The sequence below is a fragment of the Streptomyces sp. JK94 genome (assembly GCF_053613315.1).
Map to the genome: position 1 here is coordinate 77,613 of NZ_JBSICH010000009.1, position 19,361 is coordinate 96,973.

At 74.5% G+C, this 19,361-nt stretch carries 12 protein-coding genes; 8 read left to right on the forward strand and 4 right to left on the reverse strand.

Annotated features, from left to right (window positions below):
* Positions 1-92: 92 nt before the first annotated feature.
* From ACVV2G_RS09490 to ACVV2G_RS09505, 4 genes are all read left to right on the forward strand, one after another.
* Positions 93-932 (forward strand): TIM barrel protein, encoded by an 840-nt coding sequence (locus ACVV2G_RS09490; RefSeq protein ID WP_453842173.1) that lies wholly within the window; start codon positions 93-95, stop codon positions 930-932.
* 40 nt (positions 933-972) lie between these two features.
* Positions 973-1,863: a 2-hydroxy-3-oxopropionate reductase gene (locus ACVV2G_RS09495; RefSeq protein WP_453842174.1), complete on the forward strand. Its 891-nt coding sequence runs from the start codon at positions 973-975 to the stop codon at positions 1,861-1,863.
* A 178-nt stretch (positions 1,864-2,041) separates the two neighbouring features.
* Positions 2,042-3,505 (forward strand): catalase, encoded by a 1,464-nt coding sequence (locus ACVV2G_RS09500; RefSeq protein WP_453842175.1) that lies wholly within the window; start codon positions 2,042-2,044, stop codon positions 3,503-3,505.
* Between the two features lie 475 nt (positions 3,506-3,980).
* Positions 3,981-4,226 carry a hypothetical protein gene (locus tag ACVV2G_RS09505; protein WP_453842176.1) on the forward strand — a complete coding sequence of 82 codons (246 nt, stop codon included), beginning with the start codon at positions 3,981-3,983 and terminating at the stop codon, positions 4,224-4,226.
* A gap of 168 nt (positions 4,227-4,394) precedes the next feature.
* Here the strand turns inward: ACVV2G_RS09505 and gcl are convergent, their stop codons facing one another.
* Entirely contained in the window at positions 4,395-6,179 is a 1,785-nt protein-coding gene (gcl, locus tag ACVV2G_RS09510; protein ID WP_453842177.1) for a glyoxylate carboligase, read from the reverse strand.
* A 155-nt stretch (positions 6,180-6,334) separates the two neighbouring features.
* On the opposite strand from gcl, the gene ACVV2G_RS09515 reads away from it, so the two are divergent.
* Entirely contained in the window at positions 6,335-7,012 is a 678-nt protein-coding gene (locus tag ACVV2G_RS09515; RefSeq protein WP_453842178.1) for a hypothetical protein, read from the forward strand.
* A 17-nt stretch (positions 7,013-7,029) separates the two neighbouring features.
* Here the strand turns inward: ACVV2G_RS09515 and ACVV2G_RS09520 are convergent, their stop codons facing one another.
* Entirely contained in the window at positions 7,030-8,637 is a 1,608-nt protein-coding gene (locus tag ACVV2G_RS09520; protein ID WP_453842179.1) for an AMP-binding protein, read from the reverse strand.
* A complete protein-coding gene (locus tag ACVV2G_RS09525; RefSeq protein ID WP_453842180.1) occupies positions 8,634-10,307 on the reverse strand; it encodes an AMP-binding protein in 1,674 nt (557 codons plus the stop codon). The genes ACVV2G_RS09520 and ACVV2G_RS09525 overlap by 4 nt, the downstream gene beginning before the upstream one ends.
* A 123-nt stretch (positions 10,308-10,430) precedes the next feature.
* On the opposite strand from ACVV2G_RS09525, the gene ACVV2G_RS09530 reads away from it, so the two are divergent.
* The 3 genes from ACVV2G_RS09530 to ACVV2G_RS09540 all read left to right on the forward strand — a co-directional run bounded on the left by ACVV2G_RS09530 (position 10,431) and on the right by ACVV2G_RS09540 (position 15,301).
* Positions 10,431-11,267 carry a helix-turn-helix transcriptional regulator gene (locus tag ACVV2G_RS09530; RefSeq protein ID WP_453842181.1) on the forward strand — a complete coding sequence of 279 codons (837 nt, stop codon included), beginning with the start codon at positions 10,431-10,433 and terminating at the stop codon, positions 11,265-11,267.
* 161 nt (positions 11,268-11,428) lie between these two features.
* Entirely contained in the window at positions 11,429-14,263 is a 2,835-nt protein-coding gene (locus ACVV2G_RS09535) for an AAA family ATPase (protein ID WP_453842182.1), read from the forward strand.
* A gap of 228 nt (positions 14,264-14,491) precedes the next feature.
* Complete coding sequence (locus ACVV2G_RS09540) at positions 14,492-15,301, forward strand: S1 family peptidase (RefSeq protein WP_453842183.1); 810 nt, start codon at positions 14,492-14,494, stop codon at positions 15,299-15,301.
* 168 nt (positions 15,302-15,469) lie between these two features.
* Here ACVV2G_RS09540 and ACVV2G_RS09545 read toward each other — a convergent pair whose 3' ends face one another.
* Positions 15,470-19,261 (reverse strand): nSTAND1 domain-containing NTPase, encoded by a 3,792-nt coding sequence (locus ACVV2G_RS09545; protein WP_453842184.1) that lies wholly within the window; start codon positions 19,259-19,261, stop codon positions 15,470-15,472.
* Between the last annotated feature and the right edge of the window lie 100 nt (positions 19,262-19,361).

Consider the following 19,361-nt stretch of genomic DNA (forward strand, 5'->3'; position numbering starts at 1 on the left):
AAGGACCGAACCCCACCGGCAATCTTCCATTAGGCAGAAATGAAATTCCGCAATGCGGAACAGTGATCGAAACGGAAGGAGCGCGGCACCCGATGGGCTTCGCAGACCAGCGCTTCAACGTCAACCTGTCGATCCTCTTCACGGAACTCCCGCTCCTGGAGCGCCCCGCGGCCGCCGCCGCGGCCGGCTTCACCGCGGTCGAGCTGTGGTGGCCCTGGACCGACTCGCCCACCCCCGGACCGTCCGAACTCGCCGCCCTGAAGAAGGCGATCGAGGACGCGGGCGTCCGGCTCACCGGGCTGAACTTCTACGCCGGAGAACTTCCGGGCCCCGACCGCGGCGCCCTGTCGGTGCCGGGCGAGGAGTCGGACCGGTTCCGCGCCAACATCGACGTGGCCGCCGACTTCGCGAAGTCGCTGGGCTGCACGGCCCTCAACGCCCTGTACGGCAACCGCGTCGAGGGCGTGGACCCGGCCGAGCAGGACCGGCTCGCCCTGGAGAACCTGGTCCTCGCCGCCCGCGCGGCCGACCGGATCGGCGCGGTCCTGCTGGTCGAGGCGCTCAACGAGCCCGAGTCCCCGCTGTACCCGCTGGTGTCGGCGCCGGCCGCCGTCGCGGTCGTGGACAAGGTCAACGAGGCCACCGGACTCGGCAACGCCAAGTTCCTCATGGACCTCTACCACCTGTCCATGAACGGCGAGGACCTGCCGCAGGTGATCGACGCGTACGCCGCGAAGACCGGCCACGTCCAGATCGCCGACAACCCGGGCCGCGGCGCACCCGGCACGGGCTCCCTCCCGCTGGCGGACCTGCTCGACCGGCTGCGGAAGGCCGGCTACGACGGCTGGGTGGGCCTGGAGTACAAGCCGGGCGGCGGCCCCAGCGCCGACTCCTTCTCCTGGCTGCCGGCCGAGGCCCGCGCGGCCCGCTGAGCGCCACCCGCAGAACACTTTTTCCAGAGAGGCACCCATCATGAGCACCCTCCCCAAGGTCGCCTGGATCGGTCTCGGCATCATGGGCTCCCCCATGGCCGAGAACCTGATCAAGGCCGGTTACCAGGTCACCGGTTACACGCTGGAGCAGGACAAGCTCGACCGCCTGGCCGCCGCCGGCGGCACCGCGGCCGGCTCCATCGCCGAGGCCGTGCGCGAGGCCGACGTCGTCGTCACCATGGTGCCCGCGTCGCCGCAGGTCGAGGCCATCGCCTACGGCCCCGACGGCATCCTGGAGAACGCGAGGCCCGGCGCCCTGCTGGTCGACATGTCCTCGATCACCCCGCAGACCTCGGTCGACCTGGCCGAGGCCGCGAAGGACAAGGGCGTCCGCGTGCTGGACGCCCCCGTCTCCGGTGGCGAGGCCGGCGCCGTGGAGGCGGTGCTGTCCATCATGGTCGGCGGTGAGCAGGCCGACTTCGACGAGGCCAGGCCGCTGCTGGAGGCGCTCGGCAAGACCATCGTGCGGTGCGGTCCGCACGGCTCGGGCCAGACCGTGAAGGCCGCCAACCAGCTGATCGTCGCCGTGAACATCCAGGCGTGCGCCGAGGCCGTGGTCTTCCTGGAGAAGTCGGGCGTGGACCTGAAGGCCGCCCTGGACGTCCTCAACGGCGGCCTGGCCGGCTCCACCGTACTGACGCGCAAGAAGGACAACTTCCTGGCCCGCGACTTCAAGCCGGGCTTCCGCATCGACCTGCACCACAAGGACATGGGCATCGTCACCGACGCCGCCCGCAACGTCGGCGCCGCGCTGCCGGTCGGCGCCGTCGTCGCCCAGCTGGTCGCCTCCCTGCGCGCCCAGGGCGACGGCGGCCTGGACCACTCGGCCCTGCTGCGGGCCGTGGAGCGCCTCTCCGGCGCCCAGGTCTGACCGGCCGCGGACCACGAGACCTCCGGGCGGCGCCGTCGCCGACACCTGTCCTGTCGCGCCCGAGCGGCGGCGCCGCCCGGAACCCGCTTCAACAAACTGTTGACGTGCCCTTCACCCGAACTTAGGCTCCACAAAGCGGAAATCTTTTTCCGCTGACCCCTCGCACGGAAGGTCCCCGATGTCGCAGCGCGTGCTCACCACCGAGTCCGGCGCCCCGGTCGCCGACAACCAGAACTCCGCCTCCGCCGGCATCGGCGGCCCCCTTCTGATCCAGGACCAGCACCTCCTGGAGAAGCTCGCCCGCTTCAACCGCGAGCGCATCCCGGAGCGCGTGGTGCACGCCCGCGGCTCCGGCGCCTACGGCCACTTCGAGGTGACCGACGACGTCACCGGCTACACGCACGCCGACTTCCTGAACACCGTCGGCAAGCGCACCGAGGTCTTCCTGCGCTTCTCCACCGTGGCCGACTCGCTCGGCGGCGCGGACGCGGTCCGCGACCCGCGCGGCTTCGCGGTGAAGTTCTACACCGAGGAGGGCAACTACGACCTCGTCGGCAACAACACCCCGGTGTTCTTCATCAAGGACCCGGTCAAGTTCCCCGACTTCATCCACTCGCAGAAGCGCGACCCCTTCTCGGGCCGCCAGGAGCCGGACAACGTCTTCGACTTCTGGGCCCACTCCCCCGAGGCCACGCACCAGGTGACCTGGCTGATGGGCGACCGCGGCATCCCGGCGTCGTACCGCCACATGGACGGCTTCGGCTCGCACACCTACCAGTGGACGAACGCCAAGGGCGAGTCCTTCTTCGTCAAGTACCACTTCAAGACGGACCAGGGCATCCGCTGCCTGACCGCCGACGAGGCCGCGAAGCTCGCGGGCCAGGACCCGGCCTCGCACCAGACGGACCTGGTGCAGGCGATCGAGCGGGGCGTGTACCCGTCCTGGACCCTGTACGTGCAGCTGATGCCGGTGGCCGAGGCGGCCGACTACCGCTTCAACCCGTTCGACGTGACCAAGGTGTGGCCGCACGCGGACCACCCGCTGCGCCGCGTGGGCCGACTGGTGCTGGACCGCAACCCGGACAACGTCTTCGCCGAGGTCGAGCAGGCCGCGTTCTCCCCGAACAACTTCGTCCCGGGCATCGGCCCCTCGCCCGACAAGATGCTCCAGGGCCGTCTGTTCGCCTACGCGGACGCCCACCGCTACCGCCTGGGCGTCAACCACACCCAGCTCGCGGTGAACGCCCCCAAGGCGGTGCCCGGCGGAGCGGCCAACTACGGCCGGGACGGCCTGATGGCGTCCAACTCCCAGGGCCGCGGCGCCAGGAACTACGAGCCGAACTCGTACGACGGCCCGGTCGAGACCGGCCGCCCACTGGCCGCGCCGCTCCCGGTGTCCGGCCACACCGGCACCCACGAGACGCCGCCGCACACCAAGGACGACCACTTCTACCAGGCCGGTGAGCTGTACCGCCTGATGTCCGAGGACGAGAAGCGGCGTCTGATCGCGAACCTCGCCGGCGGCCTGTCCCAGGTCTCCCGCAACGACGTGGTCGAGAAGAACCTCGCGCACTTCCACGCCGCCGACCCGGAGTACGGCAGGCGGCTGGAGGAGGCGGTCCGCGCCCTGCGCGAGGACTGACCGCAAGGCTCGCGCACGGGACCCGGCGGGGAGGCCGGGACCGTGCGCGCGGCCCGCGCGGGCACCGGAACGGCCCGGATGAGGGGTGGCCGCCCGGAGCCGGCGCGGGAAGGGCGAGGACCGCGACGGCCTGCGAGCCAGTGCGGTGGTGAAGGGCCCGGGGCTTCTCCTACGACCTGAGGGGAGAGGCTTCCGGTCCCGTCGCACCGTCGCGGTCCCAGCCACCACCCGCCTCTTCACACAAGAGGCCCACGACTCCGTCCGGCGGCGCGAATGACCTGTCGCGCCCAGCCTCGCGCCGTCGGACGGACACCACGTGAAGAACCCTCAGAGACCTCAGAGACCTCAGGCCTTTCACCGGCCGAAGAGCGCCGGATGCGGACCGTCCCGCATCCGGCGCTCTCCGTCGTGCAGCACCGACGTCACCGGCCCCCGCCGGGGTGCGGATCGCGTGCCCGCGCAGCAGCCTGGAGTCATGGCACACCCACCCGAGCATCCGCACATCGTGGTCCACTCCCCTGCCCTGGACGGTTCCCGCCGGGTCACCTCCGACGACGAGACCCTCGGCGTCGCCTCGCACGCCGACGACGTCGCCGAGCTGCTGCGACTGGCCGACCTGTACGTGACCGACGTCGGGGACAGCGACCTGGTCGAGTGGCGGGGCGGCGGCCCGGACGACTGGCCGGGGCTGCACGAGCACCAGGAGCACCGTCGGGGCTGACCGCGCGTACGCCCGCGTGCGTGCGGCCGGCGCCGCCGCCGGAGCGCATCCGGCGGCGGCTCGGGGCGGGGGCGGCGGGGACCGGCCCCGGACACGCGCGAGGGCGGCCCGTCCCGGTGACGGACCGCCCTCGCCCGCAGGTGGTGCGGGCAGTGCAGGTGGTGCGGATCAGGCCTTCAGTGTCCTGACCGCGGTCGGTGCGTGCCCCGGCTCCGTGGCCACCTCCTCGAACTCCACCACGTGCGAGATGTCGTTCGTCCCCGACATGGAGATGTTGGTGATCCGCTCCAGGATCGCCTCGACGACGACCGGCACCCGGTGCTCGGCGGCGAGCTTCCTGGCCTGCTCCAGGGCCGCGCCCAGCTCGTTCGGGTCGGTCACCCGGATCGCCTTGCAGCCGAGGCCCTCGGCGACCTTGACGTGGTCGACTCCGTAGACGCCCAGCTCGGGCGAGTTGATGTTCTCGAACTCCAGGTTGACCTGGAAGTCGATCTCGAACGCCCGCTGCGCCTGGCGGATCAGGCCCAGGTAGGAGTTGTTGACCAGGACGTGGACGTAGGGGATCTTGTGCTGCGCGCCCACCGCCAGTTCCTCGATCATGAACTGGAAGTCGTAGTCGCCGGAGAGTGCCACGACCTGCGCCTCGGGGTCGGCCTTGGCGACGCCGAGCGCGGCCGGGACGGTCCAGCCGAGCGGGCCGGCCTGGCCGCAGTTGATCCAGTGCCGCGGGCGGTAGACGTGCAGCATCTGCGCGCCGGCGATCTGGGAGAGGCCGATGGTGGAGACGTACCGGGTCTCCGGGCCGAAGGCCTTGTTCATCTCCTCGTAGACGCGCTGCGGCTTGATCGGGATGTCGTCGAAGTGCGTACGGCGCTGGAGGGTGGCCTTGCGCTCCTGCGCGGAGGCCGCCCACGCCGAGCGGTCGGGCAGCCTGCCGGCCGCCTTCAGCTCCTCGGCCACCTCGACGAACAGCTTCAGGGCCGCCTTCGCGTCGGAGGCGATGCCGTAGTCCGGGGCGAAGATCCTGCCGATCTGGGTCGGCTCGACGTCGACGTGGACGAACGTGCGGCCCGCGGTGTAGACGTCGAGCCTGCCGGTGTGGCGGTTGGCCCAGCGGTTGCCGATGCCGAGGACGAAGTCCGACTCCAGGAAGGTCGCGTTGCCGTAGCGGTGCGAGGTCTGCAGGCCCACCATGCCGGCGTTCAGCTCGTGGTCGTCGGGCAGCAGGCCCCAGCCCATCAGGGTCGGCACGACCGGAGTGCCGGTCAGCTCCGCGAACTCCACCAGGAGGTCGGCGGCGTCGGCGTTGATGACGCCGCCGCCGGCCACGATCAGCGGGCGCTCGGCGGCGTTGAGCAGGCCGATCGCCTTCTCGATCTGGGCGCGGGACGCGGCCGGTTTGTAGACCGGGAGCGGCTCGTAGGTGTCCGGGTCGAACTCGATCTCCGTCAGCTGGACGTCGATGGGCAGGTCGATCAGGACCGGGCCGGGCCGGGCGGAGCGCATGAGGTGGAAGGCCTGCTGGAACACGCCGGGGACCTGCGCGGCCTCCAGGACGGTGACGGCCATCTTGGTGACCGGCTTGGCGATCGAGGCGATGTCGACGGCCTGGAAGTCCTCCTTGTGGATCACCGCGGTCGGCGCCTGGCCGGTGATGCACAGGATCGGGATCGAGTCGCCGATCGCCGAGTACAGGCCGGTGATCATGTCGGTGCCGGCCGGTCCGGAGGTGCCGATGCAGACGCCGATGTTGCCCGCCCGGGCCCGGGTGTAGCCCTCGGCCATGTGCGAGGCGCCCTCGACGTGGCGGGCGAGGGTGTGGTGGACGCCGCCGGAGGCCTTGAGCGCCGCGTAGAAGGGGTTGATCGCCGCGCCCGGCACACCGAACGCGTCGGTGACGCCCTCGCGCTTGAGGATCTCAACTGCCGCTCGGGCAGCGGTCATACGAGCCATCGAGTACTCCTGCTTCGGCTGTCGGATTCGCACTCCCGTCGCGCCCCGCGGTGAGCTTCTTCCGTAGCGACTTCCATATTGCGGAATGTATTTTCTACGATCTGGAAGTAATGTAAGTGGGCGGCCGAGGGCCGTCAAGAGAGGACGATGGGGGCATGTCCGAGACCGTCCCGGTGTGCTGCACCGCCTGCGGGCGCCGGCACCGCTACACGGCACCGTCGTATCCCTGCGCGTGCGGGGCGCCCGTCGCCCCCACGCTCGATCCGCGCGGGGCCGCGACCGCGGTCACCCACCGGGCGTGGGACGAGGAGTGGATCGGGGTGCGCTGCGCGGCCTGCGGGGTGGAGAGCCGCTGGCCGCGGCCGGAACCGGGCTGCCCCTGCGGGACGGTGCTGCGCGTGCCGGTGGACCGCGCGGCCGGCGGGCGGGCCGGGCGTGCCCCCGGATCGCGGGTCCCGGCCCAGCGCGCCGTCCCGATCCGCACCGCCCGTGACGCGGTCACCGCCGCCGTGCTGCATCCGCGCGGTCTGGGGCACCGGGACGTCCACCGCGCCGGCCGGCGGCCCGTGTCCGGCATCGCCCTGGCCGCACCCGGCATCGTGGTCCAGGTCGACCCGACGGCGGTACCGGCCTCGGCGCGGGACGTCGAGTGCCTGTGGCTGACCGCCATGGCGCAGTCCGCGAGCTGCGTCCGCTTCTCCGTCGCCGGGTACGCCGAGGAGGCCCGCGCCCGCGCCGACTCGCTGGGCGTGCCGCTCTGCGTCCTGGACCCGGCGGGCGTACCGCGCCCGGTCAACGCGCCGGCCGTGGCGCTGGACGCCACGGCCGGGTGAGAGGGTCCGCGCACGCGCTACACGCCGTACCGCTCCCGCAGTTCCGTCTTGCGCACCTTCCCGGAGACGGTCATCGGGAAGGCGTCCACGATCCGGAGGCGGCTGGGGACCTTGTAGTGGGCCAGCCGCCCGGCGCAGTAGGCGCGCAGCTCCTCCAGGGTGAGCGGACCGGCCGCCTCGCGCGGGATGACGCAGGCGAGGACCTCCTCGCCGTAGCGCTCGTGCGGTACGCCGACGACCTGGACGTCGGCGATCTTCGGGTGACCGTACAGGAACTCCTCGACCTCGCGCGGACAAATGTTCTCGCCGCCTCGGATGATCATGTCCTTGATGCGGCCGACGATCTCGACGTAGCCGTCGTCGCGCATCACCGCGAGGTCCCCGGTGTGCATCCAGCGGCCCGGGTCGATCGCCTCGGCGGTCTTCCCGGGCTCCCCCCAGTAGCCGAGCATCACGCTGTAACCGCGGGTGCGCAGTTCACCGGCCTCACCGCGCGGCACGGTCACGCCGGTGACCGGGTCGACGACCTTGACCTCGATGTGCGGCAGGACCCGGCCGACGGTGCCGGTGCGGTGTTCGAGGTCGTCGTCCATCCGGGTCTGGAGGGAGACCGGCGAGGTCTCGGTCATGCCGTAGCAGATGGAGACCTCCTTCATGTGCATCTCGGCGACCACCCGCTTCATCACCTCCACCGGGCAGGGTGAGCCCGCCATGATGCCGGTGCGCAGGGAGGAGAGGTCGTAGGAGGCGAAGTCGGGGAGGTTCAGCTCCGCGATGAACATGGTCGGGACGCCGTAGAGGGAGGTGCACCGTTCCCGCTGCACCGCCTTCAGGGTCGCCCCCGGGTCGAAGGAGGGGGCGGGGATGACGATGCAGGCGGCGTGGGAGGTGGCGCCCAGGTTTCCCATGACCATGCCAAAGCAGTGGTAGAAGGGCACCGGCAGGCACACCCGGTCCTGCTCCGTGTAGCCGACCGTACGGCCCACCCAGTAGCCGTTGTTGAGGATGTTGTGGTGGGAGAGGGTGGCGCCCTTGGGGAAGCCGGTGGTGCCGGAGGTGTACTGGATGTTGACCGGGTCGTCGCAGCTCAGCTCGGCCGCCGCGGCGGTGAGCCGTTCGTGCGGCACCGCGGCGGCGCCCGCCGTCAGAGCGTCCCAGGACGGGTCGCCGATGTGGACGGTCTCGCGCAGTTCCGGGCACCGGCCGCGGACCTGGTCGGCGATCGCCCGGTAGTCGCTGCCCTTGTGGGCGAGGGAGGCGACGAGCACGGTGACGCCGGACTGGTTGAGCACGTACTCCAGTTCGTGCGCCCGGTAGGCGGGGTTGACGTTCACCATGACGGCGCCGATGCGGGCGGTGGCGTACTGGACGAGGACCCACTCGGGGCAGTTGACCGCCCAGATGCCGACCCGGTCGCCCTTGGCGACGCCCTTCGCCAGCAGGCCGCGCGCCACCTCGTCGACGGCGGCGCCGAACTCGGCGTAGGTCCAGCGCCGCCCGGACGGGACGTCGACCAGGGCCTCGCGGCCGGGGTGGGCGGCGATCGCGCGGTCGAGGTTCGCGCCGATGGTGTCGCCGAGGAGGGGCGCGGTGCTGGTTCCGTGGGCGTAGGAGAGCGCGGTCACCGGAAGTCCTCCTCGCGGTACTCGTTCGCGGAGCCGGCCGCCGTGGCCTCGCGCAGTGCGATGCGGCGGATCTTGCCGGAGACGGTCTTGGGCAGCTCGCCGAACTCCAGGCGGCGCAGGCGCTTGTAGGGGGCGAGGGTCCGCCGGGAGTGCTCGAAGAGGGCCTTGGCGGTGTCCGGTCCGGGCTCCCAGCCTGCCGCCGGCACGATGTACGCCTTCGGCACGGCCAGGCGCAGCTCGTCCGGGGCCGGCACGACGGCCGCCTCGGCGACCGCCTCGTGCTCCAGCAGGGCGCTCTCCAGCTCGAAGGGGCTGATCTTGTAGTCGCTGGCCTTGAACACGTCGTCGGCCCGGCCCACGTAGGTGAGGTGTCCGTCCGCGTCGTGGGCGCCGATGTCGCCGGTGCGGTAGTAGCCGTCGGCCATCACCTCCGCCGTGCGGTCGGGGTCGCCGTGGTAGCCGGTCATCAGGCCCACGGGGCGGTGGGACAGGTCCAGGGCGATCTCGCCCTCGTCGGCGCCGGGGGCGCCGGTGACCGGGTCGAGGAGTTCGACGCGGTAACCGGGGCTGGGGCGGCCCATGGAGCCGGTCTTCAGGAGCTGGCCGGGGCTGTTGGAGACCTGGACGGCCGTCTCGGTCTGCCCGAAGCCGTCCCGGACGGTCACGCCCCAGGCGCGGCGCACCTGTTCGATCACCTCGGGGTTCAGCGGCTCACCAGCGGCGACGACCTCGCGCGGCGGGGTGGCGAGCCGGCTCAGGTCGGACTGGATGAGCATCCGCCAGACGGTGGGCGGGGCGCAGAAGGTGGTCACGGCGGCCCGGTCCATCTCGGCCATCAGGCGGGAGGCGTCGAACCGCGTGTAGTTGTGCAGGAAGACGGTCGCCTCGGCGTTCCACGGCGCGAACAGGTTCGACCAGGCGTGCTTGGCCCAGCCGGGCGAGGAGATGTTCAGGTGGACGTCGCCGGGCTTCAGCCCGATCCAGTACATGGTCGCGAGATGCCCGATCGGGTACGAGGCGTGGGTGTGCTCGACCAGCTTGGGCCGGGCCGTGGTACCCGAGGTGAAGTACAGCATCAGCGGGTCGTCGGCGGTGGTCGGGCCGTCCGGGGCGAAGACGTCGGAGGCGGTGTACGCGTCCTCGTACCGCGACCAGCCCGGCGCCGTGGTGCCGCCGACCGCGACGCGGGTGTAGTCGCCGGGCACGTCGGCGAACTTGCCGGTGTCCTCGGCGCGGACGACGACGTGGTCCACCCGGCCGCGGTCGACGCGGTCGCGCAGGTCGGCGGGGCCGAGCAGCGGGGTGGCCGGGATGACCACGGCCCGGAGCTTCATCGCGGCGAGCGCGGTCTCCCACAGCTCGACCTGGTTGCCGAGCATGACGAGGACGCGGTCCCCGGGGCCGACGCCCCACTCGCGCAGCCGGTTCGCGACCCGGTCGGAGCGGGCGGACATCTCTGCGAAGGAGACCCGGACCTCGGAACCGTCCTCCTCGACGATGTGCAGCGCCGTGCGCTGGTTGCCCTCGGCGATGACGTCGAACCAGTCCAGCGCCCAGTTGAAGTTCCCGGGGCGGGGCCAGGTGAAGCCCTCGTACGCGGCGGCGTAGTCCTCGCGGTGCTCCAGCAGGAAGTCCCGTGCGCTGCGGAACAGCTCCGTGGCCGTCGTCATCTGTCCTCCTTCGTGCCGGACCTTGCCGGGCGGCTCTCTGCCATCGTGTAATCCGTGATGCAGGTCTCACTACCCCCGAACGGGGGTGTGCGTCCCGGGACGGGCGCGAGGAGGGCGGAGCGGGTGGCGGTGGACACGGCCGACGGAGTGGAGATCCGCAGCGCGCTGGTGCGGCTGCGGCGGACGACCGGGCTGCCGGTCGCCTTCGGCGGGCTGGTGGAGTCCGGACGCCGCCGGGTGCGCATCAGCGAGCTGAGCGGGACCGCCACGGCCGCGCTCAGCGCCCTCGCGGTGACCTCCGGCAACGGCCTGGGCGGCAAGGCGGTGGCGCTCACGCGGCCGTGCGCGGTGACCGACTACTCCGCCTCGCGGCAGATCAGCCACGAGTACGACCTCCCCGTCGCCGCCGAGGGCCTGCGCTCGGTGGTGGCGGTGCCGGTGGTCGTGCGGCGCCGGGTGCGCGGGGTCCTCTACGGCGCCCTGCGCACGGCCCGGCCGCTGGGCGACCGCACGCTGAGCGCGGCCGTGGAGGCGGCGCGGGACGTGGAACAGGCGCTGGTGCTGCGGGACGAGGCGGGTGCGCTGCTGACGGCGGTCCGGCCGCGCCCCGCGTGCGGCCCCGGGGGTTCCCCGGCCCGGGAACAGGTGCGCGAGGCGCACGCCGCGCTGCGCGCGCTGGCGCCCAGGATCGCGGACCCGGCGCTGCGGGACGAGCTGCTGCGGGCGTGCGGTCTGCTGGTGGCCGGTGGTGGGCCCGCCGCCGCGGTCCGGCTCGCTCCCCGCGAGGTGGACGTACTGGCCTGGGTGGCCGCCGGGGCGACGAACGCGACGGCCGCGCGGCGGCTCGGCGTACTTCCGGAGACCGTCAAGGCCTACCTCCGTTCGGCCATGCGCAAGCTCGGCGCCCGGACGCGGGGGGAGGCGGTCGTGGCGGCGCGCCGGGCGGGATGGCTGCCGTAGCCGGAGGGCGTCCCGGTCTGTCGGCGCCGCCCGCTGCCTGCGGACCGTCCCCTCGTCGTTTCCGTCACCTCCGCGTCCCTCCGTGATGCGAGGGCCGTTGCCTAGTATTGGCCGGGGCACGACACAGGGCCGGGGCGGGACGTGCGGAGGGGAGCGGTACCGTGCGACGGGACTTCGCGGAGTTCGCCGGGTGCCGCTCCGACCTGGTCGTCGGGCGGGAGGACGCGTTCGGCGCCGCGCGCGAGCAGCTCACCCGCGGGGGGAGTGTGCTGCTGCACGGCCCCGCCGGAATCGGGAAGTCGACCGTCCTGCGGACCCTGGCGGCCGAATGCGCCGGCACGGCCCGCACCGTGCTGCGCTGCTCGGCCACCGAGTCCGAGTCCCATCTCCCCTTCCTGGCCCTCGCCGACCTGCTGGGGCTGGTGCTGGACGAGGTGTCGGACGCGCTGCCCGCCGCCCAGCGCACCGCGCTGGAGTCGGCGCTCACCGGCCGCGGCGAGTCCACGCTGCAGCGCGACGGTCTCGCACTGCGCCTGGCCGTGCTCTCCGCGCTGCGTGCGCTCGCCGCCGAGGGGCCCGTCCTGATCGTCGCCGACGATCTGCAGTGGCTCGATCCGGCCAGCGCCGAACTCCTCGGTTTCGCCGCCCGCCGCCTGGGCGGGACCCCGGTGCGGCTGCTGTGCGCGGTGCGGACCGAGGGACCGGAGACGGAGGGCGCGGAGTACGGCCGCCATCTGCGCGCGTCCCCGCCGGACACCCGCGCGGTGCGGCTCGGGCCGCTCACCCGCGCCCAGGTGGCGGCCCTGCTCGACGATCGCGGGTATGTCGGCCTGCCCCGTTCCACGGTCCGCGACATCCACCGCACCAGCGGCGGCAATCCGCTGTTCGCGCTGGAGCTGGGCCGGGCGCTCGCCGAGAGCCCCACCCCGCCGCGGCCGGGCGAGCCGCTGCCGGTGCCGACCTCGCTGCGCGCCCTGGTGCTCTCCCGCCTGGAGATGCTGTCGGACGAGGCGCGCCGCACCCTCCTGGTGGCCAGTGCCGGTGCCCGCCCCACCCCGGCCCTGCTGCACGCGGCCGGCCGGGAGAACGCCGAGGCCGAGACCGCCCAGGCGGCGGCGCTGGGCCTGCTGGCGACCGCCGCGGAGGGGCCGGCCGTACGCTTCGCGCATCCGCTGATCTCGGCCGCGCTGTACGCGGAGGCCCCGGCGCCGGAGCGGCGGGCCGCGCACGCCGCGCTGTCCACGGCCGCCTCGGACCCGATCGAGCGCGCCCGGCACCTGGCCCTCGCCACCACCGGCACCGATCCGGAGGTGGCGGCCCGGCTGGCCGGGGCCGCCGCGCTGGCCCGGGACCGCGGGGCGCCGTCGGTGGCCGCGTCGCTGGGGCTGCTCGCCGCCCGGCGCACCCCGGCGGACGGTACGCCGGGACCGGACGAGCGCCGGCTCCAGGCCGCCGAGGACGCGATCACCGGGGGTGAGCCGGACCTCGCCCGGGACATCGCCCGTGAGGTGCTGACCCGGGCCACCGCGCCCGGTGAGCGCGTGCGGGCCTGGATGGTGGTGATCGAGGCGGCCGGGCAGGCCATCGGCGAGGTCGACGCCGTCTTCCCGCAGGCGCTGGCCGACGCGGGGCACGACCCCCGGCTGCTCGCCCTGGTCCACTACCAGCTGGCCTGGCGCGGCCTGGTGGCGCAGGGGGACTTCGCCCAGGGCCGGGAGGAGGCGGCGCACGCGGCCCGGCTGGCGGCACGGGCCGGGGACCGGCGCACCGAGCTGCTCGCGCTGGCGTTCCAGGCGCAGGCCGAGACGCTGATGGGGCATCCGGACGCCCCGGCGACGATCCGGCGGGCACTTGAGGAGCCGCAGGACCCGCGGGTGGCGTGCCATCACAACGGGGCCGGTTCGTCCCGGTTCCGGTGGCTGGTGATGAGCGACCGGCTGGCCGAGGCGCGGACGGCCGCGACCACGCTGCTGCGCGAGGCGCGGCGGCGCGGCATGGCCGAGAGCGAGGTCCACTACCTGCGTTTCCTCGCCGAGACCGAACTGCACTCCGGGCACTGCGGCAGGGCCCTGGAGCTGTCCCGGGAGAGCCTGACGCTGGCCCGGGACGCGGGCATCGGCGAGGGCGCGGGCGCGATGCAGGCCGCACTCGCCGAGGCCGCCGGCGGGGACCGGGAACGGGCGCTGGCGCTGGCGCGGGAGGCGGTGCGGCGGGCCGAGGAGGACGGCGACGCCGTGTACCTGTCGCGGGCACTGGCCGCGCTCGGCCACGCGAGCCTGGTGGCGGGCGACGCGGAGGCGGCCGTGCGCGCGCTGAGCCGCGTGCGGGAGCTGGAGGCCGGTGCCGGCATCGTCGACCCGGCGCGCGGCCGGTGGCAGGGCGACCTGGCCGAGGCGCTGGTGCGCACCGGGGCGCCGGCGCAGGCCCAGGAGGTCATCGAGGTCACCCGCGCGCACGCGCGGCGGCTCGGGCGCGGTGGTGTGCTCGCCGTGCTGGACCGGTCCGAGGCGCTGGTGCGGGCGGCGCGGGGCGAACACCGGGACGCCGTCGCCGGGTTGACGTCGGCCCGGGAGCGGCTGGCCGGGCTGGGCTACGGCCTGGAGGAGGCGCGGACGGCCTTCGCGCTGGCGGAGCTGCGGGCCGGCCGGCCGGGGCGGGCGCCGGGGCCGGCGTCGTACGACGACGCGGCCCGGCTCTTCCGGCGCTGCCGGGCGCTGCCCTGGCTGCGGCAGGTGGAGGCGTCGGTCGCGGCGCGGGCGGCTGCCCCGCCGGCCGCGCAGGCCCCCGTGGTGCCCGACGGCCTGGCGGGGCTCGCCTCGATGGAGCGCCAGGTGGCCGCGCTCGTCATGGAGGGGGCGACCAACCGGGAGATCGCCGGCCGGCTGTTCGTCAGCGTGAAGACGGTCGAGGCGACCCTGACCCGCGTCTACCGCAAACTCGGGATCCGGTCCCGGGTGGACATCGTGCGGCTGGCGGCGGGCCGGCGGACCGAGTGACGCGCACCCGCCGGCCGGCCGGTGGTCCCCGGCGGTTCGCCGGGAATCGGCCGAGGGTTTTCCCTGCCCGGTTCCGGTAGGGGGTTCCCTCATTGGGCGGCCGCGCCGTCGGTCCTAGCGTGAGCACGTGCCGCTCGCCCGGGCGGCACGGGGGTCTGTCCCGAGGCCCCCGTGCTCACCCCCCACGCCCGTGCGACCCCCCACCGGCCACCCCCCTTGAGGAGACTCATGTCCGGGTTCGTCCGCGCCAGAGGGACCTTCGCCGCCCTGGCCACCGCCGGCGCCGCGGTCACCGCGCTGCTGGCCGCGCCCTCCGCCGTCGCCGCTCCGCAGCCGGTCGTCGGCGGTTCGACCACCACGACGGGCGCGTACCCGTTCGTCATGCAGATCACGGACGCCTCGCAGAACCAGTTCTGCGGCGGCACCCTGGTCTCCCCCACCAAGGTCGTGACCGCGGCGCACTGCATGGCCGGTGAGACCCCCCGCAGCGTGCGCGTCGTCGGCGGACGCACCTACCGCAACGGCACCGACGGCACGGTCGTCCGGGTCGACAGGATCTGGGTGCACCCGGGCTACACCCGCGTCACCGACGGCGACGACGTGGCCGTACTGACCCTGTCGGCGCCGATGCCGCACACCCCGGTCAAGTACGTCTCCTCCTCGGACACCTCCGTCTACGCGGCCGGCACCACCGCCCGCGTCCTCGGCTGGGGCACCACCCGGGAGAACGGCGCCGCCTCCCAGCAGCTGCGGACCGCGACCGTGCCCGTCGTGTCGGACGCGAGCTGCCGCGGCTCCTACGGCTCCGGCTTCGTCGCGAGCGACATGGTGTGCGCCGGGCTCGCCTCCGGCGGCGTGGACACCTGCCAGGGCGACAGCGGCGGTCCCCTGGTCATCGGGGGCGTCCTGGCGGGGATCACCTCCTGGGGCGAGGGCTGCGCCCGGGCCGGCCAGCCGGGTGTCTACTCCCGGCTGACCACGTTCTCGGGCCTGGTGGCCGCGCAGGTCGCCTCCCAGCCCCGGGCACGGGACACCTGAGTACTCCTCAGGCCAACAGACCGGGGGGCGTTGCGGGCCTCCACGAGCGGCCCGCAGCGCCCCTTTTCCATGTCGGCCGCGTACGGTCCCGGGGGTCGCGGACAGGTTCCGTCCGCTTCCGTCCGCGCGGCGCGCGGGTGCGCGCGGGTGCCGCGCGGCCGGGCCGGGTCACGTGTCCCGGCAGGTGGGCCGGAAGGCGAGTCGCGGGAGGATCCCGCTCCAGGCGGCCGGGGTGAGGTCGCCGCCCGTGCGGGCGCAGATGAGGCGTACCGTCCGGTCCGTGTCGAGCGTCCAGAGCCGGGCCGTCAGGTCGTTGCCCGCGGAGGCGAGCGTGTCGCCGCCGGGGTGGAAGGCGACCGAGGTGACCGTCTCCAGGTGGCCGTCGAGTGCGTGGCCGAAGGGCTCGGCGTGGGCGGGGTCCACGACGCTCCACAGGCGTACCGCGTGGTCCTCGCCGCCGCTCGCGAGGGTGCGGCCGTCCGGGGAGTAGGACACGGAGGTGACGCCGCCGCGGTGTCCGGCCAGTTCCTCGCCCAGGGGGCGGGCGCGGCCGGGGTCCGTGACGTCCCACAGCCGTACCGTGCGGTCCCGGCCGCCGGTGGCGAGGGTGCGGCCGTCCGGCGCGAACGCCACCGCGTTGACCCAGTCCCCGTGGGCGGTCAGGGGGCGGCCCAGGGGCCGGCCCCGGCTCCGGTCGCCCACGTCCCACAGCCGGGCCGTCCCGTCCTGGCTGCCGGAGGCCAGGGTGCGGCCGTCCCGCGCGAAGGCGACGGAGGTGACCCAGTCCGTGTGGGCCACCAGCGGCGTGCCGACGGGACGTACGTCGTCCGGGCCGCGAACGTCCCACAGCCGGATCCGGCCGTCCGCGCCGCCGGTGGCGAGGGTGCGGCCGTCCGGCGCGTAGGCGACGGTGAGGACACCGCCCGGGTGCGCGTTCGGGAGGGTGCCGGCGGGGGCGGGCCGGGACGGCTCGGAGACGTCCCAGAGCCGTACGGTGCCGTCCTCGGCGCCGGCGGCGGCCGTACGGCTGTCGGGGGCGAGGGTCACGGAAAGGACGGGGGCCTCGTGGCCGGTCAGGTGGCGCGGCAGCGGACGCGGGTGTCCCGGCCGGCTCACGTCCCAGAGCCGGACCAGGGCGTCGTCCGTGCTGGCGGCGGCGAGCAGGCGGCCGTCCGGTGCGTAGGCCACGGAGGTGAGCGGGTTGGTGAAGTCGGTCAGCACGGTCTCCGGCAGGTGCCAGAGGCGGACGCCGCGGTCGGCGCCGGTGGTGGCGAGGGTGCGGCCGTCCGGGGCGAACGCCAGGTCCCACAGGCCCTCCGTGTGACCGGTCAGCGGCTCGCCGATCTGCTGCGGGTACTCGGGGTTGGCCACGTTCCACAGGATGACGGTGTCGTCCTGCCCGGCGGTGGCCAGCGTGTGTCCGTCAGGGCTGAAGGCCACGGCCCACACGGCGGCGGAGTGCGCGGTGAGGGGAGCGTCCAGCGGGCGCGGGCCGCCCGTGCCGGAGACGTCCCACAGGCGCGCCGTCTCGTCGTAGCCGGCGGTGGCCAGGGTGCGGCCGTCCGGGGAGAACGCCACCGACCAGACCGGCGCGTCGTGGGCGCGCAGCGGCTCGCCGAGCGGGGTGGCGCCGTCGGCACCGTCCAGCCGCCACATGCGTACGGTCCCGGTGTGACCGGCGGTGGCCAGGGTGCGGCCGTCCGGGGAGAAGGCCACGGAGCGGACGCTGCGGGGGTCGGCGGACACCGGATCGCCGAGCGGCGCGGGCCGGTCCGGGTCGCGCACGTCCCACAGCCGTACGGTGCCGTCGTCGCCGGCGGTGGCGAGGGTGCGGCCGTGCGGGGCGAAGGCCACGGCGACGACGGACTCCCCCCGGTGGCTCACCAGGGGTACGCCGGCGGGTTGCGGCCGGGCGCGGTCGCGCGCGTCCCACAGCCGGATGCCGCCGCCGTGCCCGGCCGCCGCGAGCAGGGTGCCGTCGGGTGAGTAGGCCACGGCGCCCACCGGGTCGCCGTTGACGCGCAGCGGCTCGCCGAGCTGCTCGTCCGCGCCCGCCGTGTTCCACAGGCGGACGGTGCCGTCGTGGCCGCCGCTGGCAAGCGTCCGGCCGTCGGGGGCGAAGGCCACGGCGCTGCCGATGTCCTGGTGTCCGGGGAGCCGGGTGGACAGCACCCGGCCCGCGTCCGTGGTGAGCCGGGTCCGCAGGCCGGGGGTGGAGCGCATGCCGAGCGCGGCGACGTCGAGCCGCGCGGTCAGTGCCGTGTTCGTGCCGCGCAGCCGGTCGGCCTCCGCGGTGATCCGGCCGAACACGGCGTCGTCCCGCTCGGCCTGGGCGGTGGCTCGGGCCCGCAGAGCGGCGACGGCGGTGCCCGAGGCGACGAGCACCAGCAGCGCGAGCGCCGCCGACAGGCCGCGCCGGAGCCACACCGCGCGGCGGTGCCGGCGGATCGAGGCGCCCAGGAACTCGCGCTCCACCGCGGTGAGTTCCGTGCTCCGGTGATCGTGCGGGAAGGCGTCGTGGGCGGCGGTCAGCCGCGAGCCGGCGTAGAGCGCGGCGCCCTCCCGGCCGAGCGCCAGCCAGGTGCGGGCCGCTTCGGACAGCGCCCGGTGGACGCGCAGCCGGTCCCGTTCGGCGTCGATCCAGCCGCGCAGCCGGGGCCAGGCCGTGATGAGGGCCTCGTGGGCGAGTTCGACGGTGCCGTCGTCGAGGGTGAGCAGCCGGGCGCGGACCAGCCGGTCCAGCACGTCCCGGGTGCCGGCGGGGTCGCCGAGGTCGAGTTCGGCGTGCTCGGCGGGCCGCCGGGTGTCGGGGGTGCCGTCTCCCGGGGCGACCAGCCGCAGCAGGACGCGGCGGGCCAGGTCGGCCTGGGACGCGCCGAGTCCGCCGTACACCTCCTCGGCGGTGCGGACGACGGCGCCGCGCAGTCCGCCGGCCGCCTCGTAGGCGGACTCGGTCAGGTTCCGGCCGGTGCGGTGCCGCCAGGTCTCCAGCAGCGCGTGCGACATCAGCGGCAGTCCGCCCGGCGCGCCCTCGACCTCGTCGAGCAGGCGCGCGGTCAGGGCGCGTTCGACGACCAGTCCCGCCGCCGCGGCCGGCCGGACGACGGCCTCCCGCAGCTCGTCCCGGCGCATCGGGCCGACGAGCAGGGTCGCGTCCTGCAACGCGGCGGTGAGCCCGGGGTGCTCGGCGCACCGTCCCAGGAAGTCGGCGCGCACGGCGATCACCACCCGCGACGAGCCGCCGGGGGCCGCGGCGGCGAGCAGCCGGTCGACGAACGCGTCGCGTTCGGCCGGGTCGGCACAGAGGGTGTACAGCTCCTCGAACTGGTCGACGATCAGCCAGGTGTCCGCGTCCGTGTCCGGCACGGGGGACAGTCGGTCCGCGTGGGTGCCGAGCGGGAGGGCGCCGGGGGTGAGGACGCGTACGGCGGCGGGCGGCGGCGAGCCGTCGGTGCCGCTTGCGGGCGTGCGCAGGCGGGGGATCAGACCGGCGCGCAGCAGGGAGGACTTGCCGCTGCCCGAGGGGCCGAAGACGGCGGTGAAACGGTGCCGGCGGGTCAGTTCGGTCAGTCGGTCGACCAGCCGGTCGCGGCCGAAGAACAGGGCGGCGTCGTCCGGTTCGTACCGGGTCAGGCCCCGGTAGGGCGGTCGCGCGTCCTCGTCGGCGGCGGCGCGTGCGGCGGCCTCCGCGTTCGCCTCGCGCCAGCGCCGCTCCCACTCCTGCCGGTCGCCGCCGCAGACGTCGACGTAGGCGAGGGTCACCGCGAGGGTGGGGAGCTGCCGTCCGGCCGCCGCCTGCGACAGGGCGGTCACCGAGAACGGGACCTTCCGGGCCATCGTCCGGTACGTCGGACGCCCCGCCGACTCCCGCAGGACGCGGAGTTCCGCGGCGAACCGCTGCACCGGGCCGGCCCCCGGGTCGAGCCCCCGCTCCCGGCGTCCCGCTCCCCGTCCGCTCACGTGTCCCGCCCGCCCCGCCGTCGCTCTCGGTCCCCTTCCGGACGCCCACGGTAGGGAGCCGCCGGTGGGGCGGGCAAGCGGGGAGGGGTTCGCCGGCGGA

Coding starts and splice junctions, on each gene's coding strand:
- ACVV2G_RS09490 (WP_453842173.1), top strand. CDS start 93: ATGGGCTTCGCAGACCAGCGCTTCAACGTCAACCTGTCGATCCTCTTC.
- ACVV2G_RS09495 (WP_453842174.1), top strand. CDS start 973: ATGAGCACCCTCCCCAAGGTCGCCTGGATCGGTCTCGGCATCATGGGC.
- ACVV2G_RS09500 (WP_453842175.1), top strand. CDS start 2,042: ATGTCGCAGCGCGTGCTCACCACCGAGTCCGGCGCCCCGGTCGCCGAC.
- ACVV2G_RS09505 (WP_453842176.1), top strand. CDS start 3,981: ATGGCACACCCACCCGAGCATCCGCACATCGTGGTCCACTCCCCTGCC.
- gcl (WP_453842177.1), bottom strand. CDS start 6,179: ATGGCTCGTATGACCGCTGCCCGAGCGGCAGTTGAGATCCTCAAGCGC.
- ACVV2G_RS09515 (WP_453842178.1), top strand. CDS start 6,335: ATGTCCGAGACCGTCCCGGTGTGCTGCACCGCCTGCGGGCGCCGGCAC.
- ACVV2G_RS09525 (WP_453842180.1), bottom strand. CDS start 10,307: ATGACGACGGCCACGGAGCTGTTCCGCAGCGCACGGGACTTCCTGCTG.
- ACVV2G_RS09540 (WP_453842183.1), top strand. CDS start 14,492: ATGTCCGGGTTCGTCCGCGCCAGAGGGACCTTCGCCGCCCTGGCCACC.